This is a genomic window from Streptomyces sp. SS7, assembly GCF_037993025.1.
Lineage (GTDB): Bacteria > Actinomycetota > Actinomycetes > Streptomycetales > Streptomycetaceae > Streptomyces.
On sequence record NZ_CP141223.1, the window covers coordinates 949,348 to 974,987 of the forward strand.

General features: G+C 73.5%; 16 protein-coding genes. 8 read left to right on the forward strand and 8 right to left on the reverse strand.

Annotated features, from left to right (window positions below; translation table 11 throughout):
• Positions 1–5: 5 nt before the first annotated feature.
• From U5640_RS04330 to U5640_RS04340, 3 genes are read left to right on the forward strand one after another with little or no spacing between them, the layout of a single operon-like run.
• The gene (locus tag U5640_RS04330) at positions 6–1,058 is read left to right on the forward strand and encodes a ketoacyl-ACP synthase III family protein (protein ID WP_340374470.1); all 1,053 of its coding nucleotides are present in this window, start codon (positions 6–8) and stop codon (positions 1,056–1,058) included.
• A complete protein-coding gene (locus U5640_RS04335; protein ID WP_340374471.1) occupies positions 1,055–6,436 on the forward strand; it encodes a beta-ketoacyl synthase N-terminal-like domain-containing protein in 5,382 nt (1,793 codons plus the stop codon). Before U5640_RS04330 ends, U5640_RS04335 begins: the two co-directional genes overlap by 4 nt.
• A complete protein-coding gene (locus U5640_RS04340) occupies positions 6,423–7,181 on the forward strand; it encodes an alpha/beta hydrolase (protein ID WP_340374472.1) in 759 nt (252 codons plus the stop codon). The genes U5640_RS04335 and U5640_RS04340 overlap by 14 nt, the downstream gene beginning before the upstream one ends.
• On the opposite strand, the gene U5640_RS04345 is transcribed toward U5640_RS04340, so the two are convergent.
• From U5640_RS04345 to U5640_RS04370, 6 genes are read right to left on the reverse strand one after another with little or no spacing between them, the layout of a single operon-like run.
• Positions 7,133–8,110 (reverse strand): Gfo/Idh/MocA family oxidoreductase, encoded by a 978-nt coding sequence (locus tag U5640_RS04345; RefSeq protein ID WP_340374473.1) that lies wholly within the window; start codon positions 8,108–8,110, stop codon positions 7,133–7,135. The genes U5640_RS04340 and U5640_RS04345 overlap by 49 nt on opposite strands.
• Before the next feature lie 4 nt (positions 8,111–8,114).
• Complete coding sequence (locus U5640_RS04350; protein WP_340374474.1) at positions 8,115–9,851, reverse strand: radical SAM protein; 1,737 nt, start codon at positions 9,849–9,851, stop codon at positions 8,115–8,117.
• A 49-nt stretch (positions 9,852–9,900) separates the two neighbouring features.
• Positions 9,901–11,628, reverse strand: coding sequence for a radical SAM protein (locus U5640_RS04355; protein ID WP_340374475.1), 1,728 nt, complete (start codon positions 11,626–11,628; stop codon positions 9,901–9,903).
• A complete protein-coding gene (locus U5640_RS04360; protein WP_340374476.1) occupies positions 11,621–15,061 on the reverse strand; it encodes a beta-ketoacyl synthase N-terminal-like domain-containing protein in 3,441 nt (1,146 codons plus the stop codon). The genes U5640_RS04355 and U5640_RS04360 overlap by 8 nt, the downstream gene beginning before the upstream one ends.
• Positions 15,058–15,333: an acyl carrier protein gene (locus U5640_RS04365; protein WP_340374477.1), complete on the reverse strand. Its 276-nt coding sequence runs from the start codon at positions 15,331–15,333 to the stop codon at positions 15,058–15,060. Before U5640_RS04365 ends, U5640_RS04360 begins: the two co-directional genes overlap by 4 nt.
• Positions 15,334–15,365: 32 nt before the next feature.
• Entirely contained in the window at positions 15,366–17,267 is a 1,902-nt protein-coding gene (locus U5640_RS04370) for a KedN5 family methylcobalamin-dependent radical SAM C-methyltransferase (protein WP_340374478.1), read from the reverse strand.
• Positions 17,268–17,754: 487 nt separating this feature from the next.
• On the opposite strand from U5640_RS04370, the gene U5640_RS04375 reads away from it, so the two are divergent.
• The 3 genes from U5640_RS04375 to U5640_RS04385 are packed head-to-tail and all read left to right on the forward strand — an operon-like array spanning position 17,755 to position 19,931.
• Positions 17,755–18,726 carry a PIG-L family deacetylase gene (locus tag U5640_RS04375; protein ID WP_340374479.1) on the forward strand — a complete coding sequence of 324 codons (972 nt, stop codon included), beginning with the start codon at positions 17,755–17,757 and terminating at the stop codon, positions 18,724–18,726.
• Between the two features lie 36 nt (positions 18,727–18,762).
• Positions 18,763–19,401 (forward strand): hypothetical protein, encoded by a 639-nt coding sequence (locus U5640_RS04380; protein ID WP_340374480.1) that lies wholly within the window; start codon positions 18,763–18,765, stop codon positions 19,399–19,401.
• Positions 19,401–19,931 (forward strand): hypothetical protein, encoded by a 531-nt coding sequence (locus U5640_RS04385; protein ID WP_340374481.1) that lies wholly within the window; start codon positions 19,401–19,403, stop codon positions 19,929–19,931. Before U5640_RS04380 ends, U5640_RS04385 begins: the two co-directional genes overlap by 1 nt.
• 301 nt (positions 19,932–20,232) lie before the next feature.
• On the opposite strand, the gene U5640_RS04390 is transcribed toward U5640_RS04385, so the two are convergent.
• Together U5640_RS04390 and U5640_RS04395 are read right to left on the reverse strand one after the other, a co-directional pair.
• Positions 20,233–21,312, reverse strand: a complete 1,080-nt coding sequence (locus tag U5640_RS04390) for a methyltransferase (protein ID WP_340374482.1) — start codon at positions 21,310–21,312, stop codon at positions 20,233–20,235.
• Positions 21,312–22,391, reverse strand: a complete 1,080-nt coding sequence (locus U5640_RS04395; protein ID WP_340374483.1) for a radical SAM protein — start codon at positions 22,389–22,391, stop codon at positions 21,312–21,314. The genes U5640_RS04390 and U5640_RS04395 overlap by 1 nt, the downstream gene beginning before the upstream one ends.
• A gap of 313 nt (positions 22,392–22,704) precedes the next feature.
• On the opposite strand from U5640_RS04395, the gene U5640_RS04400 reads away from it, so the two are divergent.
• Positions 22,705–24,444: a carbamoyltransferase C-terminal domain-containing protein gene (locus U5640_RS04400; protein WP_340374484.1), complete on the forward strand. Its 1,740-nt coding sequence runs from the start codon at positions 22,705–22,707 to the stop codon at positions 24,442–24,444.
• A complete protein-coding gene (locus U5640_RS04405; protein WP_340374485.1) occupies positions 24,441–25,640 on the forward strand; it encodes a DegT/DnrJ/EryC1/StrS family aminotransferase in 1,200 nt (399 codons plus the stop codon). The genes U5640_RS04400 and U5640_RS04405 overlap by 4 nt, the downstream gene beginning before the upstream one ends.

Here is a 25,640-nt window from a genome sequence, read left to right on the forward strand (position 1 = left end):
GACAAGTGAGCGTGCGAACAGAGAACCTCTTCCTGGCAGGCACCGGCGCGTACATCCCGCCCAGGGCGAGCGTGGCCGAGGCGGTGCGGCGCGGGGCGTACGACAGGGAGCGGATGGACTCCTGCGGCTGGCGCAACATCGCCGTGTCCGACGGGGTCTCCGCGCCGGACATGGCGGTGGCGGCCGTACGGCAGGCGGTGCGCCGCTCGGGCCTCGGGCCCGAGGACATCGACCTCCTCGTCCATTCCTGCGCCTACCACCAGGGGCCCGACGGCTGGTCCGCGCCGCACTACATCCTGCGGTCGACCCTCGGCTCCACCGTGCCGGCGCTGACGGTGGAGCAGGGCTGCAACGCGTTCCTCGCCGCCCTGGAGATGGCCGCCCAGTACCTGCTGTGCGCCCCCTCGCGCACCGGGGCCGTGGTGAGCGCGGCGGACAACTTCGGCGCCCCGTCGGTCGACCGGTGGTACGCGCACCGGGACGCGGTGCTGGCGGACGCGGCGACGGCGGTCGTGCTGTCGAAGCAGTCCGGCTGGGCCGCCCTGCGCTCGGTGGAGTCGGTCTCCCTGCCGCACTTCGAGATCCTCAACCGGGGCCACGAGCCGATCTTCCCGCCGGCCGTCACCACCGGACGGCCGCTCGACATGAACGAGCACCTGGAGGCGATGATCGAGGAGCTGGGCCCGAAGGCCTCGGAGATCGTGCAGGAGTACGGGGCGAGCGGGACCAAGCTGGTCGAGCAGGTGACGGCCGAGGCGGGGATCACCGTGGCCGACCTGTCACGGGTGCTCCATCTCGGCGCCGCCACGGCGGACTTCCTGGACAGTCATCTGCGGCCGATGGGGCTGGACGCCGCGCTGGGCGCCGTCGACTTCTTCCGCGACGTGGGGCACGCGGGCGCCACCGACGTGGGACTCCAGCTCAACCACCATGTGGAGGCCGGTGACCTGGGCGCGGGCGACCATCTGCTCCTGCTGAGCGCCGGACCCGGGCTGATGATCACCGCCGCGGTGGTCACCGTGCTGGAGACGCCGGGTTCCGAGGGGGGCAACGCGTGACGGGGGCACGGGTCCACGTCCCGCCCGCGGCCGGGGCCGAGGAGCCCGTCGCCGTCGTCGGGCTGAGCTGCCGCTACCCCGGCGGCGCCGACTCCCCCGCCGCGTTCTGGGACCTCCTCGTCGAGGGCCGGGACGGCATCGGCGACGGGGCGGAGCGCTGGGCGCCGTACGCGCAGGCGGGGCCCGAGCAGGAGGCCGTCGTCCGGGCCACCACGAGCCGGGGCGGTTTCCTCACCGACATCGCCGGGTTCGACGCGGAGTTCTTCGGGATCGCGCCGCGCGAGGCCGAACTGATGGACCCGCAGCAGCGGCTGGTGCTCGAACTGGCCTGGGAGGCCCTGGAGGACGCGGGCATCCCGCCGCTGGGCCTCGGCGGCGGCGACTGCGGGGTCTTCGTGGGCGTCGGCTCGGACGACTACGGGCGGCGGCTGCTGGAGGACCTCCCCGGCATCGAGGCGTGGACCGGGATCGGCGCGGCGCTGTGCGCCACCGCGAACCGCGTCTCCCACAGCCTCGATCTGCGGGGCCCCAGCCTCGCCGTCGACACCGCCTGCTCGGCCTCGCTGGTGAGCGTCCACCTGGCCCGGCGGAGTCTGCTGGCCGGGGACTGCGACCTGGCGCTGGCGGCCGGGGTGAACCTGATGGTCGCGCCCGGGCTGTCGGTGACCCTGGACCGGGCGGGCGCCACCTCGTCGGACGGCCGCAGCAAGCCCTTCGACGCCTCGGCGGACGGCTATGGACGGGGCGAGGGCGCGGGCGTCCTCGTCCTGAAGCGGCTGACGGACGCCGAGCGGGCGGGCGACCGGGTGCTGGCGGTGATCCGGGGCAGCGGGGTGAGCCAGGACGGGCGCACCGCCGGCATCATGGCGCCCAGCGGCGAGGCGCAGGCGGACCTGCTGCGCAGGACGTACGAGAGGTGCGCGATCGCGCCCGCCGGTGTGGACTACGTGGAGGCGCACGGGACCGGCACGGTGGCGGGCGACCCGCTGGAGGCCGGGGCGCTCGCGGCGGTCTTCGGCGCGGGCCGGCCGGCCGGCCGCCCCTGTCTGATCGGCTCGGTGAAGGGCAACATCGGGCATCTGGAGGCCGGTTCCGGGATCGCCGGGATGATCAAGACGATCCTCGCCCTGGTGCACGAGGAGATCCCGCCCAGCGGGCACTTCTCGGTGCCCAGCCCGCGCATCCCGTGGGAGGAGTCGCGGCTGCGGGTGACACGGGAGCGCACCCCGTGGCGGCGCGGGGAGCGGCCCCGCCGGGCCGGCGTCTCCAGCTTCGGCTACGGCGGCACGATCGCCCACGTCGTCCTGGAGGAGGCACCCACCCGGCCCGTACCGTCCCCTGCCGGGCGCGACGCCCGACCCGTGGCGTCCCCAGCCGGGCAGGACGGCCGGCCTGTGGCGTCCCCAGCCGGACACGACGACCAACCCGTACCGTCCCCAGCCGGACACGACGACCAACCCGTGTCGCCCCCCGCCGGGCAGGAGGGGCCGCCCCTGCTGTTTCCGCTCTCCGGGCGGTCCGAGGTGGCCCTGCGGGCGGACGCGGCCCGGCTCGCGGACTGGCTGGCCGGGCCCGGCGCGGACGTGGCGCTCGACGTCCTCGCCCGGGATCTCGGGGCGCGGCGCAGCCATCTGGACCGCCGGGTCGCCGTCGTCGCCGCCGGTGCGAAGGAACTCGCGGGCGGGCTGCGCCGGTTCGCGGCGGGCGCGTCGGCCCCCGGGGTCGTCGAGGGCCCGCCGGTGGACGGGGCCGGCGACAAGGTGGTGTGGGTGTTCTCCGGCACCGGCGCCCAGTGGCCCGGCATGGGCCGTGAACTGCTGGCCACGGAGCCCGTGTTCGCCGAGACCGTCGACCGGATCGGACCGGTGTTCGCCGAGGAGATCGGCGCGACCGCCCGGGAGCTGATCGAGAACGGGGACGTCGGCCGTGTCGATGTCGCCCAGACGATGATCTACGCCGTCCAGCTCGGCCTGGCCGCCCTGTGGCGGTCGCTCGGGTTCACGCCGTCGGCCGTCCTCGGCCACTCGATGGGGGAGATCGCGGCCGCCGTGACGGCCGGAATCCTGTCGCCGCTGGACGGTGCCCGGCTGGTGTGCCGGCGCAGTGTGCTGCTGCGGCGGGTGGCCGGTGCGGGCGGCATGCTGATGATCGGTCTGCCCGCCGAGGAGACCGCGGCCCGGCTGGGCGGCACCGAGTCGGTGGTGCCGGCGGTGCTCGCCTCGCCCACGTCGACCGTGGTGGCCGGCGGGCGGGCGGAGATCGACGCACTCGCCGCGGACCTGGCGGCGGACCCGGCCCTGCTGGTGCGCCGGGTGGACAGTGACGTGGCCTTCCACAGCCCGCAGATGGACCCCCTGGCGAAGGAGCTCGCGGAGGCCGCCGCCCACCTCGCCGTCCACGCTCCCCGCCTTCCCGTCTACAGCACCGCCTCGGCCGATCCCCGGGACCCGGCTCCCCGGGACGGCGCCTACTGGGCGGCCAACCTGCGCGACCCGGTGCGGTTCGCCGGGGCGGTGACCGCGGCGGCCGAGGACGGGTTCCGCACGTTCCTGGAGGTGTCGGCCCATCCCGTGGTCCGGCACTCCGTGCAGGAGACCCTGGAGGCGGCGGGGGCCGACCGGCACTGTGTCGCCGGGTCGCTGCGCCGGGACGCCGGCGGGCGCGCCCAGCTGCTGGCGAACGCGGGCCTGCTGTACTGCGCGGGAGCGGCCGTGGACTGGCCCTCCGGCCCCGGCGTCCCGCCCCTGTCCCTGCCGCCGCGCAGCTGGCGGCGGCAGCGCCACTGGCGCGAGCCTGCGGTCCGCCGGCCCGACCGGGGCCGGCACGACAGCACGCGCCGCACCCTGCTGGGACCGCGCAGCACCCTGGCCGGGAGCAGCCCGCTGGATCTGTGGCGCACCCGAGTCGACCTGGCGTCACGGCCGTATCCGGGCCGGCACGCCCTGCACGGCGTCGAGCTCGTCCCGGCGGCCGTCGTCCTGCAGACCTTCCTGGACGCGACGGGCCGGCCCGCCCTGTCCGGGGTGTCGTGGAGGCTTCCGCTGACCCTGGCCGCGCCCCGGGACGTCGACGTCGTCGCCCAGGACGGCGTCGTACGCCTGCTGTCCAGGACCGTGCAGCCGGACGGTGCCGGTGCCGCCCCGGACGAGGACGGCGGGCCCTGGCTGACCCACGCCACGGCCACCGCGTCCGACGAGGCGGCGCCACCGGCCCTGCCCCCGGCCGGCGGGCCCGGAACGCCGCTCGCCGCGGACCGGATCACCACCGAGCTGGCCTCGGTCGGGGTGCCCTCGATGGCCTTCCCCTGGCGTGTGGACCGGCTGGAGCGTCTCGACGCGGGGCTGCGGGCGGACGTGGTCGCGGCCGACGAACCGGACTCCGCGGCACGCACCTGGGCCCCGCTGTTCGACGCCGCCCTGTCCATGGCGGCCGTCGCCTTCCCCGGACCCGCCGTCCTGCGCGTGGTGGCGGGGGTGGGGCGGGTGTGGACGACGGACGAACCGCCGGTCCGCGCCCGGATCGAGGCGCTCGTGGAGGAGCCTGCCACCGGCACCGGCACCGGCACCGGCACCGGCACCGGGCGCACGGTGGGCGTGCGGATCTCGGCGCAGGACGGACGGACCGTGGCCGCGCTCGCCGGGGTCCGGTACGCGGACGCGGAGTCGGAACCCCGCCCTCCCGGCGCGCCCGGACAGCTGCTGTTCCGGACCGACTGGCGGCCCCTGCCCACCGAGGGGCCCGCGCTTCCCCGGACCCTGGTGGCGATCGGCGCGGCCGGCGGACTGACCGCCGAACTGCGCACCATTGCGGACCAGTTGGGCGTCGCGTGGCTGTCGGCGGAGGATCCGGACACGCTCGACGGGCTGCGCGGCCGGGTGTCCGGGCCGGTCGACGTCCTCGTCCTGCCCTGCGCCGAGCCGCTCGCGGCCGGGGATCTCGCCGTGCGGGAGGCGTGGCGGCTCGCGTGGGCGGCACAGCGGCTCGGTGTGTGGCCGCCCGGTACGGCGCGGCTGTGGTCGCTGACCACGGGTGTCCGGGAGGCGGACCGGCTGGAGGCGGTGGCCCAGGCGTCCCGTTGGGGCCTCGGCCGGGTGGTCGGGGGCGAGCACCCCGGTCTGTGGGGCGGCACCCTCGATCTCGCTCCGCGGCCCACGCGGGACGACCTCGTCACCGCGGTGCGGGTGATCGCCCGAAACCCGGGCGAGGACGTCGTCGCGGTCCGCGGGGGCGAGGCCTTCGTCAACCGGCTGGTCCCCCTCGGTCCGGGCGCCGACCACGCCCCGCCCCGGTGCCGGCCGGACGGCACCTATCTGGTCACCGGCGGTCTGGGCGTCCTCGGGGGCGAGATCGCCCGGTGGCTGGTGGAGCGGGGCGCGCGCCGCCTCGTGCTGGCCGGACGGGGTGGTTTGCCGCCCCGGTCGCGGTGGGACACCGTGACGGATCCGGCCCGGGCCCGCGCCGTGGGGACCGTACGGGCGCTGGAGTCCCTCGGGGTGACCGTGCGGGTGGTGGCCCTCGATCTGGCCGACCCGGAGGCCGCGGCGGCCGCGCTGTCGCCGGACGCGCTGGGCCTGCCGCCGGTGCGCGGCGTGGTGCACGCGGCCGGGGTCCTGCACGACCAGCTCGTCGACCGGCTGGACGCGGCGACGCTGTCGGCGGTGCTGCGGCCGAAGGCCGGGGGCGCCCTGACGCTGCGCCGGCTGTTCCCGCCGGGGTCCCTGGACTTCCTGGTCCACTTCTCCTCGTGCGGTCAGTTCCTGGGCCTCACCGGTCAGGCGGCGTACGCCTCCGCCAACGCGTTCCTCGACGCCCTGGCCGTCCACGACCGCGGTCAGGGTGCGGCCGGCAGTCTGAGTCTGGCGTGGACGTCCTGGCGGGGGCTGGGCATGGCGGACAACGCGGCGGTGGACGCCGAACTGCGGGCCCACGGTGTCGGGGACATCACGGCCGCCGAGGCCTTCGGCGCCTGGGACCTGGCGGGCCGGTCCGGGGCCGCCGCCCTGGCCGTGCTGCGGCCGGTGCCGCTGCCGCCCGGGGTGCGGCGTGCGGGCCTGCTGAGCGGCCTCACCGACGACGCGCCCGCGGAGCCGGCCGGGCCCGCCGGGCCGCCGCGGGCGGCGGACCTCACCGAGGAGGCGCTGCGGGAGCTGCTGCACGAGCAGACGGTCGCCGTCATCGTGAGTGAGATGAAGCTGGACCCGGCGGAGCTGGACCCGGACCGCTCGCTGCTGAAGACGGGGCTCGACTCGGTGATGGCGATCGTCATCCGGCGGCGCCTCGAACGGCTGCTGGAGCGCCGGCTGCCGGCCAATCTGGTCTGGCACCAGCAGACGGTCACGGCCATCGTGGACTACCTCGTGACCAGTGCGCGCTCCTGACCGCGCGGTGACGCTGGCCTGCCGGATCACGGGGGATCCGGCGGGGCGGCCGACCGTGCTGCTCCACGCGCTGGGCGACACCGGGCGCGGCTGGGACCGGCTGGCGTCCGCGCTGCGGCCGCTGGGGCGCCGGGTGTTCGTGCCGGACCAGCGCGGGCACGGCCTGAGCCCGAGGGTCCGCCCGGAGGCGTACACCTTCGAGCTGATGTACCGGGACGTGACGGCGCTGCTGGACCGTCACCGTCTGGACGACGTCGACCTGGTGGGGCATTCGATGGGCGGTCATGTGGCCTGGCTGGTCGCGCAGCGGCAGCCGGGGCGGGTGGGCCGGCTGGTGATCGAGGACACGCCTCCGCCGCCGCGCGACACGGCGGCGGAGGCGGCGCTGCGGGCCCGGTCCCGGACCGCCGCCGACCGGGCGCCGGTGGTCTCGCTCTACCGGGAGCTGCGCGCACTGCTGCGCGCGGGGGAGCTGGACGGGGCCGCGGTCCGCCCCGTCATCGACGATCTGCGGCGGGCGGATCCCGGCTGGTGGCGGCGGCTGCCCGAGGTCACCGCCGAGACCCTGGTGATCAGCGGGGGTCTGTCCAGCCCGGTGCCCCGCTCGCTGCTGGCGGAGGTGGCCGCGGCGGTGCCCCGGGGACGGCTGCTGGCGCTCGACGCGGGCCATTACGTGCATCGCGCGCGGCCGGAGCGCTACTGCGCCGAGGTGGCCCGCTTCCTCGGCTGCCGGGCGTGTGCGTAGGCGGACTCGACGAGGAGCTGGAGCGCCAGGGCGTCCCGGACGCCCACCTTGGCGTGCGGGCCGCCGGGCGCGCCCGTCACCCGGTCGAAGTAGGCCGAGACGGCGGCGAGTTCGGGCCGGTCGCCGGCCTGTTCGACGGTGCCGTCCGCCCTGCGCAGTTCGCCCCGGCGCAGATCGAGGACGTGGTCGCCGTCGGCGGTGGTGACGGTGACCGACGTCTCCAGCCGGCGCGCGGCCCGGTCGATGTCCAGGCGGGCCGGCAGGCCGCCGAAGGACAGGTCCAGCCGGACCCGCTCCTCGACGTCCGGCGCGTCCGGCGCGTCCGTCGCGCACGCCTCGACCTCGGCCGGGCCGAACACCGTGGTGAGCAGGTCGAGGGCATGGGGTCCCAGGTCCAGGAGGGCGCCGCCGCCGGCCCGGCGGGCGTCGCCGTACCAGGGGGTGCGGGCCCGCCAGACCCGGTTGCCGGGGGTGGCGAAGGTGAACGTGACGCGCCGTGCCCCGGCGCGGGCCGCCTCGGCGAACGCCCCGAGGAGCGGATGGAACCGGAAGGGCATGTTCACCCCCAGCAGTTCCTCGGCGGCGGGATGGGCGGCGATCCGGCGCGCGTCCGCGACCGTCGCGGCGAGGGGTTTCTCGCACAGTACGGCGATGCCGGCGTCCAGCGCCGCCAGCACCGGTGCGGCATGGGCGTCGTTGGGGGTGCAGACGCTGATCAGGTCGGGCCCGGTCTCCTCGATCAGCCGGTCGACGCGGGTACCGGTCCACACGTCCGGCCGGTCCGCCGTCAGCTCCTCGGCGCGCTGGACGTCGGTGTCCACCACGCCCACCAGGCGCATCGCGTCGCGGGCGTCGGCGCAGGGCAGGTGGTAGCGCTCGAACACCCTGCCGCACCCCACCGCCGCGAAGCGGATCCGTTCGTCGGTCATCCCCTCAGCCCCTCACCTGGGCCAGGGCGTGCTCGCCGCACGCCCGCGCGGTCTCGACGACGAAGTCCGGGAAGGCCCGGCCGAGATGCTCGCGGTCGTACGCGACGATCATGGCGCGCAGTTCGGTCTCCAGCCGTTCGGCGAGCCCGGGCGGGTTCTCGTCGGCGAGCAGCAGCCCCGCGTTGAGGAAGGCCACGAGCAGCCCGGCGAGCCCCTGGTCCCAGCGGCGCAGCCGGCCCAGCAGGGGGCGCAGGGAGGCGGCGCCGGTGCCGCGCCGGGCGCGTACGGCGTCGGCGATGCTCTGGGCGAGGAACGGGACCTCGTTCTCCTTGCGGTCGTTGATCTCGGAGGACACCCTGCTCCAGGCCGTCCACAGGTGCTCCACGCGCTCGTCCTCGACCCGGTAGTCGCGGCGGGCGTGCCGCAGGACCTCCCGGGCGGCGCCCTCCACCCCGGGGATGTCGGGTTCCTCGTACCGGGTGGCCTTGTCGTAGATCTCGGTGCCGCGCAGGGCGATGGCCCGGTTGATCAGGAAGAACGGGTTCTCGCTCTCGTGCACCCGGGCGGCCACGATGAACTTGAGGTTCTCCCAGAGCTCGTCGAGGGTGGTGCCGGGCTCGATCATGATCCAGCCGGGTTCCAGCTCGATGCGCTCCTCCTTGAACAGGCGGGCTGCGTCGAAGTTGTACTCGACGGTGGTGCCCTTGCGGAAGCGCTTCATCATGCCGGGTGAGCCGGTCTCCATGCCGAGCAGCGCCAGGTCCATGCCGGCACGGCGCAGGGTGCGCAGCGCCTCCCGGTCGATGAGGCCGGTGTCGACGCGGAACTCGCAGTGGAAGTTGATCTTCAGATCGCGGCGCAGGACCTCCTCGGCGAAGCCGACGGCGTGGCTGTAGCCGTCCTGGAAGGCGCCGCCGAAGTTGTCGTCGTTGAACCACAGGAACCGGGTGCCGAACTCCCGTTGCAGGTACTCGATCTCGTCGACGGCGTCCTCCACCGGCCGCACCCGCCAGGGGCCGTCGACCACTCCGGGCTGCCGGGGGGCGTAGCAGAAGGTGCACTTGGCGTGGCAGCCGCGACTGGTGTACGTCGACGCGCGGGGCGTGGGGATGCCGTTGCGGCGGTGGTGGACGAGCAGGTCGCGGGCGGGCCAGGGTTCGTTCGCGAGGTCGGGGAGTTTGGGCGGGCCGCTGCTGCGGACCCGGCCGTCCTGCCAGAACCACAGCCCCGGCACACCCCGCCAGTCCCGACCGGCCGCCAGACACTCCATCAGCCCCTCGACCGTCAGCTCCCCCTCCCCGAACGCCACACAGTCCGCCTCCGGGATCCGCTCCGCGATCAACTTCGCGTTGTACGTGCAGAACGCCCCACCGATCGCCACGAACACCGACGGATCGGCCTCACGCACACACCGCAGCAACCGCACCGCATCGACGATGTGCAGGTCGTACATGATGCTGATCCCGACGAACCGCGGCCGCTCCCGCCGGATCAGATCCGTGATCGCCTCATCACTCGGATTGCGCCCGTGCAGATTCAACGCCCGCACCGCATACCCGCACGACCGCAGATGACCCGCGATGCACGCCACACCCAGGTTCTCCCGCACCCGCTTGTAGAACAGGCGCATCGCGGGGTCGAGGGACAGGTACTCCTCGTCGTTGATCATGACGTTCTGGTTGTTCAGGCTCGCGGCGCCGGTGGGGATCTCCCGGGGGGTCAGCAGGACCACATCCGCCATGGCCGTCTCCTCTCTCCTTCTGATGTGCCCATCCCGAGAACCGGGCGCGTCACCCGGCCATGGCCTGCTCCCCGCACAGCCTCCTCGTCTCCGCGACGAACACCGGATAGGGATCGCCCAGGACCCTGCGGTCGTAGGCGTCGACCAGGGCGCGCAGTTCCGTCTCCAGCCGCTCGGCGAGCCGGGGCGGGTCCTCGTCGGCGAGCAGCAGCCCGAGGTTGAGGAAGGCGACCAGCAGTTCCGCGAGGCCGTCGGCCCAGTCGCGCAGCCGGCTCAGCAGCGGCCGCAGTCCCGGTTCGCCCCGGGTCCTGCGGGCCCGGGTGGCATCCACGATGAGCTGGGCGACGAACGGCAGCTCCTCCTTGCGGTCGGCGACCTCCGCGCTGACCGTGCTCCAGGCCGCCCACACGTCCTCGACCCGCCGGTCCGGGATCCGGTACTCCCGGCGTGCCTGCAGCAGCACGGCCCGGGCGGGCCCCTCGACGTCCGGGAGCTCGGGCGGCATGGGGTCGGCGATTTTGTCGTACATCTCGGTGCCGCGCAGGGCGATGGCGCGGCTGATGAAGGAGAACGGGTTCTCGCTGACGGCGATGTCGGCGGCCACGATGAACTGGAGGTTCTCCCACAGCTCGTCCAGGGTGGTGCCCGGCTCGACCATGATCCAGCCGGGTTCCAGCTCGATGCCCTCCGCCTTGAACAGGCGGGCTGCGTCGAAGTTGTACTCGACCATGGTCCCCTTGCGGAATCGTTTGGCCATGCTCGGTGCCCCGGTCTCCATGCCGAGCAGCGCGGAGGCCATGCCGGCCCGGCGCAGGGTGCGCAGCGCCTCCCGGTCGACGAGGCCGGTGTCGACCCGGAACTCGCAGTGGAAGGAGATCTTCAGATCACGCCGGAGGATCTCCTCGGCGAAGCCGACGGCGTGGCTGTAGCCGTCCTGGAAGGCGCCGCCGAAGTTGTCGTCGTTGAACCACAGGAACCGGGTGCCGAACTCCCGTTGCAGGAACTCGATCTCGTCGACGACGTCGACCGGTGAGCGGACCCGCCAGGCGTTGCCCGCCGTGACGCCGGGCGCCCTCGGGACGTAGCAGAAGGTGCACTTGGCGTGGCAGCCGCGACTGGTGTACGTCGAGGCCACCGGGGTGGGGATGCGGTTGTCGCGGTGGTGGACCAGGAGGTCGCGGGCGGGCCACGCCTCCTTGGCGAGGTCGGGGAGTTTGGGCGGGCCGCTGCTGCGGACCCGGCCGTCCTGCCAGAACCACAGCCCCGGCACACCCCGCCAGTCCCGACCGGCCGCCAGACACTCCATCAGCCCCTCGACCGTCAGCTCCCCCTCCCCGAACGCCACACAGTCCGCCTCCGGGATCCGCTCCGCGATCAACTTCGCGTTGTACGTGCAGAACGCCCCGCCGATCGCCACGAACACCGACGGATCGGCCTCACGCACACACCGCAGCAACCGCACCGCATCGACGATGTGCAGGTCGTACATGATGCTGATCCCGACGAACCGCGGCCGCTCCCGCCGGATCAGATCCGTGATCGCCTCATCACTCGGATTACGCCCGTGCAGATTCAACGCCCGCACCGCATACCCGCACGACCGCAGATGACCCGCGATGCACGCCACACCCAGGTTCTCCCGCACCTTCTCGTAGAACAGGCGCATCGCGGGGTCCAGGCGGAGGTACTCCTCGTCGTTGATCAGCACGTTCTGGTTGTTGACACTGGAGAATCCGGTGAGGATCTCGCGGGGTGTCATCAGCACCGCGTCAGCCATCCGTACTCCACTCCCCGCGCCCGGTCGTGTCGTCTGTCAGGAGCAGGGCGGCGTTGTTGCCGCCGAACCCGAAGTTGTTCACCAGCACGGAGCGCGTCCCGTCACCGGGCTCCGTATCGCGCAGCACCCGCACGTGCCGTGCGTCGAGGGGCTTGCGCAGTCCGGGCGTGCCCGGCAGGACCTGTTCGCGCAGCGCCCGGACCGCCGCGACGACACCGGGGAACACCGAGGCGTGCAGCAGATGACCGGCGGCGCCCTTGTACGAGCTGACCGGGACGCCCCGCCAGTCGTGCTCGGCGCCGACCCGGTCCAGGGCGAGCAGTTCGGCCTCGTCGCCCTGGCGGGTGCCGGGGGCGTGGCCGTGGACGAGGTCCACCGTGGTGAGCCCGGCCATGGCGAGGGCCTCGCGCACGCAGGCGACGCCGACGTGCGCGTCGAGCCGGCTGACGCCCTGGCCCGCGACCCGGCAGGAGATCCCGCTCAGTGTCGCCCGGGGGAGGTGTCCACGGGCCGCCGCCCGCTCCGCCGTCTCCAGCACGATCGCCCCGGCGCCCTCCCCGACGGTGACGCCGGAGCGGTCCTCGTCGAAGGGGCGGGCGACGGACGTGCTCGTGGCGCGCAGGGTGTCGAGGCAGGCGTAGTCGTAGGTGTTGAGGGACGACACCCCGGTGACGACGGCCAGATCGGCGAGCCCGCACAGCAGCCACTCGCGGGCCAGGGCCAGCCCGAAGGCGCCCGACGCGCAGGCGTGCGCCATCAGCACCGCGTTGCGGGCGGGGATGCCGAGGCCGTCGCCGTCCCAGTCGGGCTCCAGGGCGATCTCCTCGATCCGGGGCGCCCCCGCGACCTGCGGGAGGTGCGGGACCACACCGGCGAGGACGAGCAGGGTGCGGGGCGGCGGCTCGGCGACACCGGCCTCGCGCAGGGCCTCGGCGCGGGCGCGGTCCAGCAGGGTCCGCCGCAGCGGCTGCCCGGGCGTCGGCTCGAGCGGGGTCTGGCAGACCGTCCGGCCGCGGAAGCGGGACGCGTCGAAGCGGGTCGGTGCGGACAGGGCCCGGTTGCCGGCCAGCAGATTCCGCCAGAACGCCTCGCCGCCCTCGCCGAACGCGGTGACCAGGCCGGTGCCGGAGACGACCACCGAGGCGTTTTTCGCCCGGACCGCACCGGCGGCCGTGGCCGCGCCGGTCACGGCGACGGCCGTCACGCGGTAGCCGTCGCCGTGCGGAGCGCGCAGGAGTTCGCAGACGACCATCGCCCGGTGCATCCCCGCCGCGACCGTCCCCCAGGCCCAGCGCCAGGCCTGGAGGGCCGCCGCGCGCGGGCTGATCAGCACCTGGCCGCGCCCGTCCCAGTCGGCGGCCGCGGCCAGTTCCTGGAGCAACTGGGCCGGTTCCGGGGTCATGGCCTCGGTCGGCCGCAGCCTGCGTCCGCCGGCCTCCGCCTCCGCACACCGGGCGACGTACCGGGAGGTGGCCGCGACACAGTAGTCGGTGGCCGCCAAGACCACGGGCGCGGTGCCGCGCAGGTCGGCGGGGAGCCGGTCCAGGGCGGCGCCCAGCACCTCGACGAAGGCGGTGGTGAGGGCGTCGCGGGTGGGGAGGACGACGAGATCCGGACGGAGCTCGCGCGACGGAAACGGCACGGTGCCTCCGACGACCACGGCACTCACGGTCGGCGCGGTCACGAGCCCACCGTCCCGATCGCCGGGGGGCCGGCCGGTGGGGGGCCGACCGTTGGCACGTCGGCCGGTGGGAGGTTGGCAGTTGGCATGCCGGCTGGCGGGAGGCCGGCCGGCGGCGGGACTGCCGGGGGCAGGCCGACCGACGGGGGGACGGCCGACGGGAGACCAACCGGCGGGGAGACGGCCGACGGCAGGACGGCCGGCGGGAAGACGGCCGACGGCGCGCCGACGGGTGAGGGGCCGGCCCATGGCACGCCGGCCGGTGGGAGGGCCCTCGTCGGCAGGCCTGCCGACGGGGGGACGACCAGCGGAAGCTCGGCCGACCGGAACCCTGCCGGGGACAGGCCGACCGACAGGGGGACGGCCGACGGGAGACCAACCGGCGGGGAGACGGCCGACGGCAGGACGGCCGGCGGGAAGACGGTCGGCGGGAAGACGGCCGGCGGGAAGACGGCCGACGGCGCGCCGACGGGTGAGAGGCCGGCCCATGGCACGCCGGCCGGTGGGAGGGCCCTCGACGACAGGCCTGCCGACGGGGGGACGACCAGCGGGAAGCTCGGCCGACCGGAACCCTGCCGGGGACAGGCCGACCGACGGGGGGACGCCCGACGCGCGGCCGACTGGCGGCAGCGCTGCCGGTGGCAGGCCAGCCGGCGCGGGGTCGGCCGACGGCAGGACGGCCGACGCGGAGAAGGCCGACGCGCGGCCGACTGGCGGCAGGACTGCCGGTGGCGGGCCAGCCGATGGGATGCCAGCCGACGGGGGGTCGGCCGGCGGCGCGCCAGCTGGTGACACGCCGGCCGATGGCACGCCGGTCGGTGGGGGGCCCGCCGGGGGCAGGCCCGCCGGTGGCGCGTCGGCCGGGGGGCCGAGGCGGTGGGCGAGGTCGGCGAGGGGGAGTTGGCCGGTGAGGTAGGTGCCCACGTCGGCCAGCCGGGGGTCGCCGTGCCGGTCGGCGACCCGTCGCCAGAAGCGGGGCAGGAGGTCGCCGGTGTCCCGGCGGGCGGTCGGGAGGTGGTACGAGACCGGGTCGAGGAGGCCGAAACGGGCGCCCGCGGCCGCGAGCCGCAGCCCCAGTTCGAGGTCCTCGCCGCCCCACAGCTCGCCGTAGTGCTCGTCGAAGCCGCCCACCCGCTCGAAGAGGGTCCGCCGGACGCTGGTGGCGGTGCCGATGCAGACGAGCCAGCGCAGCGCGGGGTGGCCGGGCGAGCGGATCACCCGGCGGGCGGTGCGCTCGATGAAGGAGCGGCGCGGCCCGAGGAGGGGGACGGCCGTGTCGAGGCCGGCGAGGGTGGCGGGCTCGATCCGCCGTCCCCGCGCGCCGACGAGGGCCGGCCGGAGCGGGTGCGGGTCGGGGGTCAGGGCGAAGGCGGAGAGATCGGTGACGGCGCTGTGCAGCACGGCCGTCTCCGTGCGCGCGTGGGCCGCGAGGTGTGCCTCCAGCAGCCCGGGACCGGCCACGGTGTCGTCGTCGAGGAACAGCAGGAGCTCTCCGCGGGCCGACCGCGCCCCGGTGTTGCGGGCGTGGGCGGCGCCGCGCCCACCCGTGGCGGCGGTGCGGATGGGCAGCCCCGGCGGGAGGGCCGACAGCACCTGGGCGACGGCACCGGGGCGCGGGGCGTCGTCGACCAGGACGACCTCGAACCGCTCCCGGCCAAGGGTCTGTCGCCCCAGGGCGGTGAGCGTGAGCAGCAGGCGCGTGGTCCGGTCACGGGTCGGTACGACCACACTGACCGCGGTGTCACCGCTCACGTCAGGGAGGGGCTCTCGCCGGTCCTCTGGTCCAGGATGTAGGTGGCGAGCCCCTCGATGGAGAAGAGGGTCTCCTCCGTCAGGTCCTCGTCCTCGAACACGACGTCGAACTTCTCCTCGAGGATCAGCAGGTACTCCAGGGCGTCCAGGGAGCTGAACCCGTACTGGTCGACGAGGCTGGCGTCGCCCTCCCCCGGCGGCTGCCCGTGCTCGCCCTTGGTCATGCCCGCCGCTATCTCGTGGAGGTCCCGAATGAGCCCGGCGCGGTCCATCGTCAATGTCTCCCGTGAGGTGGGGTGCTGGGTCAGGCCTGGCTGAACTGCTGCTCCAGCTGCTGCTCCGTCAGTCCGCGGAAGCGGTCCATGCGGAAGTAGTGCTGGAGGTCACCGCCGAACTCGGTGCGGTAGTAGAAGTCCGCGGTGTGACGCTCGGGTCGTGTGCTCACGCTCTCGCCGCGCCGCAGCGCGGCGATCAGCCGGGGCACGGGGTGGGTGAACTCCGTGTCGCTGCGCAGGTACCAGCGTTCGCCGTGCCGGGTGACGACCGGGAGGTCCTCCTCGGGGCCCGAGCCGTCGGGCAGCGGGCGCACGGGCTGGCACATCAGGTCGTAGCGGAACACCTCGTCGAGGAGCGGCAGCAGCTCCTCGGGCAGGCCGGGGCGCAGGGCCTCCTCCCACCACAGCCGCAGCAGCCGTTTGGTGAGCAGCCGCCAGACGTTGGGGTCGACGTTCTCGCTCGCGGAGCCGGTGGGCCGGGCCAGCGCGTGCAGCTCCCGGGCCTCGGGGTCCTCGCTCGTGTCGATCCAGTCGGAGAAGCTGAGGATGACGCGGGACTGGGGGACGTCGGCGAGTTCGCGCAGGGCGACCCAGATGTTGTGCAGCCACAGACTGCGGGCCAGGACCCGGTTCCAGCAGATGAAACGGAGCATGCGCTCGTTGTCCGCGAGGGTCATCGTGCGGTGGGCGAGCACATAGTCGAAGTCGTCCTGCTCGCCGCGCACGGTCACCATTCCGTGCTGTTCCTTCTTGTCGTGGTATTCGGTGTTCGGCAGCAGCATGAGCGGGTGGACGGCGATGAACGGGGTGTGCCGGGCGGCCCGGTCGTACCCGTCGAGGAATGAGGCGACGGTCTCGCCCGGCGCTCCCCAGATCAGCTCCAGATACGGGGTGATGCCATGGTCGGTGAGCCAGCCGACCAGGCTTTCCCAGTCGTTCAGCTTCATGTTCCGGCGGCGCATCAGATCCAGCACGGAATCGTCCATGGTCTGGAGCGCCAGGATGAACGCGCTGTGCATCCCGGACTGCTTCATCTTTTCCATGATGCGGTAGAAACCGGGCGACTTGTTCTTGGCCCAGGAGGTTTCCAGCCGCCTCGGGAAGCCGTATTTACGCCGCACCCGGAGAAGATCGTCGAGGAATTCCTCGTCCTGGCGCAGGAGTCCGAAATTGGAGTCGGCGAGCATGAGGATTTCCGCGCCGCGCCGGCCCAGCACCTCCAGTTCCGCGCGCAGCCGTTCCCGGGAGAACGCCCGCATCTTCTGCCCGGTGGCACCTCCCCAATAACAGAAGGCGCACTTGTACGGGCAGCCCCGGTTGGTCTCCATGAGGGCGTAGTCGTAGAGGAAGCGGCCCTGCCGGTCGACGAGCGGGATCGCCCCGGTGAGGATCGGCGAGGGCAGGATCTCCAGGTCCTTGATGCGTTCGCGCTCGGGGGTGGTGACGAGGTCTCCCCCGGCCTCCCGGAAGGAGATGCCGGCGATCCCGTGGAGTCCGTCGCGGGTCGCGCCGTCGAGGCAGGCGTTCATCAGGTCCCGGAAGACCAGTTCCCCTTCGCCGTTCACCACGACGTCGACCTGCGGGAACGTCCGGAAGACGCGCTCTCCCTGGTGGGCGACGTGGTTGCCGCCGAAGACGACCCAGCCGTTGGGGTTGAGCTGTTTGAAGGTCTCGGCGAGGGCACCGAAGGCGCGGAAGTTCCAGCCGAGCACGGAGAAGCAGAGGATGTCGGGGCAGCCGTCCCGGACGAGATCCCGGGCCATGGCGTTGAGTCCGGCGTCGCCGGGGTAGTTCCTCAGGGAGATGTCCATGCGCCGTCGAATGCGTTCGTCGGCCTCGGCGTAGGCCTTCAGGTAGCCGATCGCCAGCGGCATGGAGACCGCTGAATTCCCCCACACTCCTTGCTGAACGAGTAGTACGCGCGTCGCCATTCCCTGCCTCGTCCTCTAATCGATCCGACAGGCCAAATCGCCCTTCGAGGCTACAGGAGAAGATCCCCGGTGCAATGGGGCCGCGGCAACCCGGCCGGAGTCGTGGCCAATCGTTCCGCCCCTGTTCGGCCAGGCCGCGCGCCTGACCGAGGGCCACCGCACGGACCCGGTGCGGCGCCGCGCAAGGCCTCCCGGTGCAGGGTGGTTGACGTGGGAAATCAGTGAGGGAACCGCGCCGCACGGTCGGCACCGGGTACGGAGGTCGGGGCGCCGGGCGATCAGGTCTCGGGGGCGCAATGAATGACCGGAAACCTATCGCCCCGCCGCACGCAGAAAAAATGATCAGAGCAACGCGTCCGGAATACTTTCGGCCACCGGTCCCCCATTTTCTGCCGCTCTGGAACGCGCCCTGTGCGGGCCTGGCGGTGATCGGTATGCTCCCGCCTTATTACGGCTGTCATTCCTCACCGCCCGGGCTCGGAGATACATGACAGAGATTCCTGACACGTGGTGCCCGATCACTCTGCCGCATGTCGAGACGGTCGACGGCCGGCTGTGTTTCCTGGGGCACGAGGTGGACGCCGACACCGCGCTGCTCTCCCGGTGCGACGGCCGGCGCCCCCTCGCGGCCTTCACCGCGGCGGAGCGCGAGCGCCTCGCCCGCTGGCGGCGGCTCGGGCTGCTGCTCATGGCCCCGCCGGCCGCACCCGCCGATCCCCTGGCGCCGGTCGTCGTGTCCCCGCACCCGGACGACGCCGCGCTGGCGCTGGGCGGCACGGTGGCCCGGCGCGGCGGCCGGTTCGTCGACGTGTTCAGCGTGGAGACCTGGACCAAGGACCCGTACTACGCCGTGCGCCCGGAGCTGACCCGGCGTCTGCTGCTCGCCGAGGAGACGGTCGCCGCCCGGGTGCTGGGGGCCGGGGTGGAGCTGCTCGGCTTCGTCGACGCCGCCGACCGCGAGCTGAGACGGGAGGCGTTCTTCACCGACCCGGCCTGGTCCGACGGCTTCACGCGCGAGGAGCCGGAGCTGTTCGACGCGGTCACCGCCCGGCTGGGCACGGCGCTCGCGGGCGCCGGCCTGGTCTGCGCGCCGCTCGGCGTCGGCGGGCATGTCGATCACCTCGCCTGCCGGGAGGCGGTGCTCGCACTGGCGCGTGGCGGGCGGCTCGGCGGGGCGCGGCTCGTCTTCTACGAGGACCAGCCGTACGCGCTGTTCTCCTCGGCTGAGGAGACCGCGCGCGCACTGGGCGCCCGGCTGGCCGAGGCGGGCCTCGGGGAGCTGCGCCCCGAGCTGTGGCCGGTGGACGGGACGGCGGCGCTCACCAAGTCCGAGGCGCTGGGCGCCTATCGCATCCAGGTGCGCCGGGGCATCGTCCGGCGCATCCACCGGCACGGCACCCGCCTGGCGGAGGGCTCGGACGGGCCGGCCGCCGAGCGGATCTGGCGGCTGCACGGCTGACCGGCCCTCCCAAGAGAACTCCGTGAAGGGTTTCCCATGTATGCACTGGCTCAGTCCCTGGCCCCGGCGGACCTGGAGGTCCTCGCGGACGCCTGCGCCGAGGTGGGTCTCACCCTGGCGGTGACCGATCCCGACGCGGGGGGCCACGCGGCGCCGCCCGGCGCCCGGTTGGTCGCCTTCCACCGGATCGCCGCCGCCGGGCCCGACGAGCCCGCGGCGGCGGAGCTGAAACGCGGCGGCGGTTACGCGATCGCGGTCCTGGACCGCATCTCCGCCACCGAGGTGCTGGCGGCGGTCTCGCGCGGGTACAGCTTCACCCTGGCCAGCCCGCTGCGGCGGGAACGGCTGGTGGAAACCCTCGGCTACCTCAAGACCGTCACGCCGCCCGAGAACACGCAGGTGCTCACGCTCGACGGCAGGGGGACGCTCAGCTCCCCCGCGAAGTCGGCGCCGGTGACCGAGGCGGAGGCGGGGCTGCTGCGGCTGCTGGCCGGGCGGCCGGGCCAGATCGTCTCGCGCGAGGAGCTCGGCCGGGCGGCCGGCGGGGAGGACGTGAACAAGGTGACGTCCGTGCTGAAGCAGAAGTTCCTGGACATCGACTCCGGGGCGAAGCTCCTGAAGATCCCTCACCTGGGCTTCCGCCTGGTGGGCACGGTCCGTGAGGACACGCACTGATGCGCGTCGTGGTGATCACGGGGGCGCCCGGGGTCGGCAAGACCCGGCTCGGGCATCAGCTGGTGACGCGGTACGGCGTCCCGGCCGCGGCGATGGACTGCGACCCCGTCGTCCATCCCTGGGACGGGGGCGAGGAGTTGTACGACCTCATGGCGGCGAGCCTGCGCGCCGCCCTGCCGGTGTACCGGGCGTGGGGGGCGCGGGTCGTTGTCGTCACCGGGGTGGTCCTGGCGGGCCGGGCCTACGAGCGCTTCCACCGGGTGTTCGGGGAGCTCGGGGCGCACCCTGTCTACTACGGGCTGCGGGCCGACGCGGACGCGCTGGCCGCCCGGATCCAGGGCGACGCGGGTGGGCGGCTGTTCGTCGAGGGCCGGCTGGCGGAGCGGCACCTGGACGGGGAGGTGCCCGACGTCCCCGGCATCCGCCTGGTCGACACCACCCGCCTGACCCTGCTGGAGGCGACGGACGCGGTCGCCGCCCTGGAACACGCCGACCTGGGCCCACGATGGCTCGACCGGACGACCACGTGACCCGCCGGGCCCGCCCCGACCCGGCCTCCACCACCCGGACCCGCCCCGACCCGGCCTCCACCACCCCCACACGGCCCACCGACCCTCGGCCAACCCCTGCCACACCCCGGCCCACGCACCACCCCCCCTCGATCAACCACCGCCACCGCACCGGCACCGGCGCCCTCCCGACCGGCCACCGCCACCCGACGCACACCGCCACGCCGCCCCTACCAGCCCGGCATTCACCGGCCCGGTATCCCCCGGCCCCCCGCCCATGTCCGGTGGGCGGGGGGCCGGGGGCCCGGCGGATCGGGGTCGTTCAGCGGAAGCGGCCGACCTCCAGGCCCTCGCCGGTGCGGTGCGCCGAGAGGACGAAGCCGTAGTAGTGGGTGGCGCCGATGCTGGTGACATAGGCGCGGACCTCGTCGCCGAGGGGGCCGGTGAGCTGCTGCTGCGCGTCGCGCGGGGCGAAGGCCGGCCAGCGCGGGGGCGTGGAAGGACGCAGCAGGAGCCGGCCGGAGAGGTTCAGCCGGCGCAGTTCGGCCTCGAGTTCGCGGACGAAGAACGGGCCGTGCTCGTCGCCGTAGGCCGCCGCCTGGAGCAGTGCCTCGCCGCCGCCGGTGAGGAGTGCGGGCACCTGGCGCAGGAGTTCCCAGAAGAACTCCAGTCCGTCCAGGCCGGCTTCCCCGGCGAGCCAGCCGAGCGAGCCGCGTCGCAGCGGCAGGCAGGGCGGGTTGGAGACGACGAGGTCGAAGCGGGAGCCGAGGGAGAGGGACATGATGTCGGCCTCGGTGGCGGTGACCCGGCCGGCCAGGCCGTTGAGGTGGGCGTTGAGGGTCGTGGCCGCCGTGCACTCCGGGTTGACGTCGACCGACAGGACCTCGGCGCCGCCCCGGGCGGCGGACAGCCCGAGGATGCCGGTGCCGCAGCCGAGGTCCAGAGCCGAGCGGATCCCGCTGCGCGCGGCGACGAGCCGGGAGAGGGTGATCGAGTCGGTGCCGACCCAGGGCGCGTACGACCCGCTGTCCCGTCCCGCCGCCCGCCAGGCGGCCAGCAGCACCAGGCCGTCCCCGCGGACCAGGCAGTACTCGGCCGACAGCTTCCCGGCGTCCTCGCTGAGCACACGGGCGCGCAGCAGCAGGTCGAGCAGCGGCGCGGGGACCTCCGCGCGGGCCTCGGACTCGGCGACCTGGTCGCCGAAGACGAAGAGGGAGGACAGCACCGATTCGGCGGACAGGCTGGTGGAGATCGCCGCGAGGCTCTCGGCGTCCCGCCAGGGCGCCAGTTCACCGAGCCAGTCCCCGGCGAGGGTGAGCAGATCGTGCTGTGGAAGGGCGCGAAGCCGCTGCGGTCCGGCGGCCGCGATCTCGTCGGCGGAGATCCCGTCCAGGGAAATCATCACGTCTCCTCACGGCCCGGGAGGGCCGGCTCGAAAACCGGTGCGAACGCCGATTTCAGCTCCCGCAGCCGCTCCAGTGCGCGGGGTCCGGCGTACGGGGCGCAGCGCGCGATTTCCTCCTCGGTGATTCCGCCGAAGAGATAGAGATTGACCACGTCGATCGGCCCGGTGCAGCTCTTGCAGTACGGAAAACGGGGTCGGGGCTGCATGAACATGTCGTAGTGCTGGTGTTCTCCGAACTGCTCGGGTATGAGGTCGGGATTCTCCTTGATGTTTCCCATGGGTTTGAGCCAGGCGTACGGGCAGCAGGAGACGTCCCCCTGGCCGAAAAGCTGGACCATGGTGGCCGTGGCGTAACAGCGCAGGGTACGGACGCCGGTGCGCAGTTGATTCCCGATGTGTTCCACGAACGCGCGTGGCGGGAGGACCGCGGACAGTTCGTCGTAGCGTTCCAGTAATGGCGCGAAATGGTCGCCGAGCGGCGGTGCGTGCGTGGCCCTGGTCTCACCGCGCACGGGAAAGAAGTAGAGCATCACCCCACGCCCGTAGCGCTCCGCCAGGAACTCGGCGAAGTCGGCCTGCCCGGTGGCGTTCAGGTCGGTGATGACCGACTGGATCTCGATCGGGATGCCGAGTTCCACGGCGTGGTCCAGGTGCCGCATGATCACGTCGAAGAGGCGGTGCTGCTTCGGCGGCAGGCGGTGGCCGTTCATCTCCAGCGTGTGGCCGTCGAGGGACAGGCAGAGCTGGACGTTCCCCAGCTCGGCGAGGGCCTGGAGCCGGTGCGGCGTCAGGAAGGCGCCGTTGGTGATGACCTGCACCACCTCGTACTTCTCGCTGCATTCCGCGACGAACTCGGTGGAGCCCTTCAGCCAGAAGAACTCGCCGCCGCTCAGCCGCATGATCGGGCTGTCGACGTGCCGGTGGTAGGCGTCGAGGATCTCGTGCCAGTCGGCGCGCCGGTCGGTGGTGAGCCGCAGCCGCGCGTCGGGTACCTGCATCAGGAGATTGAAGTCCTCGGTGAGGCAGTAGGAACACCTCATCTGGCACAGCTGCTCCTCTATCACCATGTCATTCATGAGGAGCTTGAGACGGTTTTGGCCGTCGCGATGCGCGAACATCGTCTCGCGATAATCACGTTTCAGGGCCATGCCTTATCCCCGCATCCAGGTCGTCCGGCGCATGACTCTTCCGTTGACCGCGAGTCTAAGTTCACCCGGAAGACAGGGTCAATGTGGCCCACGTCTGTCGGCTGCCTTCGTCCGGATCGCGACCCGATCCGTCCGGAGGATGGCTCATATGCGTCTGACGACGGCCCGGTTGGTACGGGGTAGCGTTATGCCGACGTACTCGCCAAATCAGTGTGCCGGAACTGGGAGTAAGGACGGCAGTATGCTCGCTCTGGGACTCGGCGGTTCCAACCACGACTTCTCGGCCTGCCTCGTCGAGAACGGTGAGATCGCCGTCGGTATTGAAGAGGAACGGCTGACGCGGCGCAAATACGCGGTCAATGTGAATTCTCTGGCGAACCAGTGCTGGCGTTACTGTCTGACCGCGCGCGGGGTCCGGCTCGGTCAGGTGGAGGCGATCGTCGCCGACGACACCCTGCTGCCGAGCTGCTACTTCCCCTTCCGCAGCCGTACGACGCTGATCCGGCACCATCTGGCGCACGCCGCCAGCGCCTTCCACCCCTCGCCCTTCCCGGAGGCCGCGATCCTGGTGGTCGACGGGGCGGGCAGCCTCTTCGACGGGCAGGGCGTGGAGACGCTCACGATGTCGGTGGGAAGCGGCACCGGGATCACCGAGATCTCCAAGGTGTTCGGCACCAACTGGAGCACCGACGGACTGCGCGACACCCGGGTCTACCAGGCCGGCGACAGCGACCACTCGCTGGGCTTCCTGTACAAGGCCGTCAGCAGGGCCATCGGCTTCACCCTCTACGAGGAGGGCCGCTGGTACCTGACCGAGGACGGCAAGACGATGGGCCTCGCGCCCTACGGCACCGACCGCTGGCGCGGCGAGTTCCACCGCCATCTCGACCTGCTGCCGGAGGGCCGCTACCACCTGCACCTCAAGGACGGCGGGCTGCTGGACTTCGTCGAGCACGCGCTGGACGGGTTCGAGGGCGACGAGCGGTTCGCCCGGGGCGCCGATCTCGCCTGGGCGGCCCAGGACCTCCTGGAGACGGCCGTCCTGCACGCCGCGCGCTGGCTGCACCGGGAGACCGGGCTGACCCGGCTGTGTCTGGCGGGCGGGGTCGCCCTCAACTCGGTGGCGAACGGCAAGATCCTGCGGGAGACGCCGTTCACGGAGATCTACGCCCAGCCCGCCGCGGGCGACAACGGCTGCGCGGTCGGCTGCGCCTACTACGGCCACCACGTCCTCGGCGGGCACCCCCGCCCCCGGGCCCCGCGGGCCGGCGGGGCCCGGGGACCTGCGGCGCCGCGCGCCGGCGGCGCGGCACCGCGCCCGCAGACCCATACCTACCTGGGCCGTTCGTACGGCACCGAGGAGATCCGCGCCGCGCTCGACGCCTCGGGCCTGCCCCACCGCCGGGTGGCGCGACCGGCCCGGGTCGCGGCCGAACTCCTGCCGCGGGGCGCGCTCATCGGCTGGTTCACCGGAGGGTCCGAGTTCGGGCCGCGGGCCCTCGGCCACCGCAGCATCCTGGCCGACCCGCGCCGCGCGGAGATGAAGGACATCCTCAACAGCAAGGTCAAGCACCGGGAGGCGTTCCGGCCGTTCGCCCCCGCCGTCCTCGCCGAGCGGGCCGCCGACTACTTCGACCTCGACATCGAGTCGCCGTACATGCTGATCGTCGCGCCGGTCCGCGAGGACAGGCGGCGGGAGATACCGGCCGTCACCCATGTCGACGGCACGGCCAGGGTGCAGACGGTGACCCCGGAGGCGAACGGCGCCTTCCACGAACTGGTGGCCCGGTTCGGGGAGATCACCTCGGTGCCCGTGGTGCTCAACACCTCCTTCAACGACCGCGGGGAGCCGATCGTGGAGACCCCCGGGCAGGCGCTCGCGTTCTTCGGGCCGAGCCAGCTCGACTATCTGTTCCTGGAGGACTTCCTGGTGGCCCACAGCGTCACGGACCTGGACGCGGTGACCGAGGAGGCCGGGTGAGCGACGGGACCGGGATGCGGTACGAGACCTGGCGGGCGCTCGCCCTGTGGGGGGAGGAAGAGGAGGCCGCCGCCCTGGAGGTGATCCGGTCCCGGTCCCCCTTCCGCTACTACGGGCCGGACCTCGCGCACCGCACCGATGCGTTCGAGACCGCGTTCTCCGAGGCGATCGGGGTCGCGCACACGGTAGCGGTGTCCTCCGGCACCGCCGCGCTGACCGCCGCGCTGATCGGTCTGGGCATCCCGGCCGGCGCGGAGGTGATCGTGCCCGGCGTGACCTTCGTCGCCAGTGTCGGCGCGGTGGTCGGAGCCCGGGGCGTTCCCGTCTTCGCCGAGGTCGACGACTCGCTCACCCTGGACCCGGCGCGGCTGGAGGAGCGGATCACCGGGCGGACCTGGGGGGTGATGCCGGTCCATCTGCACCACGCCGCCGCCGACATGGACCCGATCCTCGAGGTCGCGCGCCGGCACGGGCTGCGGGTGGTCGAGGACGCGGCGCAGGCCGCCGGCGTCCGTTACCGGGGCCGGCCGGTCGGTGGCCTCGGTGACGCGGGCGCGTTCAGTTTCCAGCTCGACAAGAACATCACCGCGGGCGAGGGCGGCGCGGTCACCACCTCCGACGCCGACGTCCACGACCGGGTGGCCCGCTACCAGGACCAGGGCGGCCAGTTCACCACCGCCAAGGGCGCGACGCGGGGCACCGCCGACGCCCCGCCGTTCATCGGCACCAATCTCCGCATGACCGAGCTGGCCGCGGCGGTGCTCGGGGTCCAGCTGCCCCGGCTGCTCCCGATGTGCCGACGGCTGCGGGACGTGGCCCGCCGGGTGCGGGCCGAGACCGCCGATCTGCCGGTGCGCTGGCGGCGCCTGCCCGACGAGGAGGGCTCGGGCGGCGATCTCACCCTGTTCGCCGGCTCGCGTCTGCAGGCCCGCGCCGTCGTCGCCGACCTCAACGCCGCCGGCATCCCGGCGCACACCCTGTACCAGGGCCAGCCGGTCACGGCCAACCGGGCGGTGCGCGAAGGGCGTACGCCCTGGGGCGTGGAGTGGGAACGGCCACCGCGCCTGCGCACCAGCGAGGCGCTGCTCGGCCGCTCCGTGACCATCGCGCTGGGCGCGGCCATGACGGACGACGACGTGGACGCCGTGGTCGCCGCCGTCCGCAAGGCCTGCCAGGGCATCGACGCGGCCGGCTGA

Coding starts and splice junctions, on each gene's coding strand:
- U5640_RS04345 (WP_340374473.1), bottom strand. CDS start 8,110: ATGACCGACGAACGGATCCGCTTCGCGGCGGTGGGGTGCGGCAGGGTG.
- U5640_RS04395 (WP_340374483.1), bottom strand. CDS start 22,391: ATGAATGACATGGTGATAGAGGAGCAGCTGTGCCAGATGAGGTGTTCC.
- U5640_RS04400 (WP_340374484.1), top strand. CDS start 22,705: ATGCTCGCTCTGGGACTCGGCGGTTCCAACCACGACTTCTCGGCCTGC.
- U5640_RS04375 (WP_340374479.1), top strand. CDS start 17,755: ATGACAGAGATTCCTGACACGTGGTGCCCGATCACTCTGCCGCATGTC.
- U5640_RS04365 (WP_340374477.1), bottom strand. CDS start 15,333: ATGGACCGCGCCGGGCTCATTCGGGACCTCCACGAGATAGCGGCGGGC.
- U5640_RS04385 (WP_340374481.1), top strand. CDS start 19,401: ATGCGCGTCGTGGTGATCACGGGGGCGCCCGGGGTCGGCAAGACCCGG.
- U5640_RS04355 (WP_340374475.1), bottom strand. CDS start 11,628: ATGGCTGACGCGGTGCTGATGACACCCCGCGAGATCCTCACCGGATTC.
- U5640_RS04370 (WP_340374478.1), bottom strand. CDS start 17,267: ATGGCGACGCGCGTACTACTCGTTCAGCAAGGAGTGTGGGGGAATTCA.
- U5640_RS04380 (WP_340374480.1), top strand. CDS start 18,763: ATGTATGCACTGGCTCAGTCCCTGGCCCCGGCGGACCTGGAGGTCCTC.
- U5640_RS04350 (WP_340374474.1), bottom strand. CDS start 9,851: ATGGCGGATGTGGTCCTGCTGACCCCCCGGGAGATCCCCACCGGCGCC.
- U5640_RS04390 (WP_340374482.1), bottom strand. CDS start 21,312: ATGATTTCCCTGGACGGGATCTCCGCCGACGAGATCGCGGCCGCCGGA.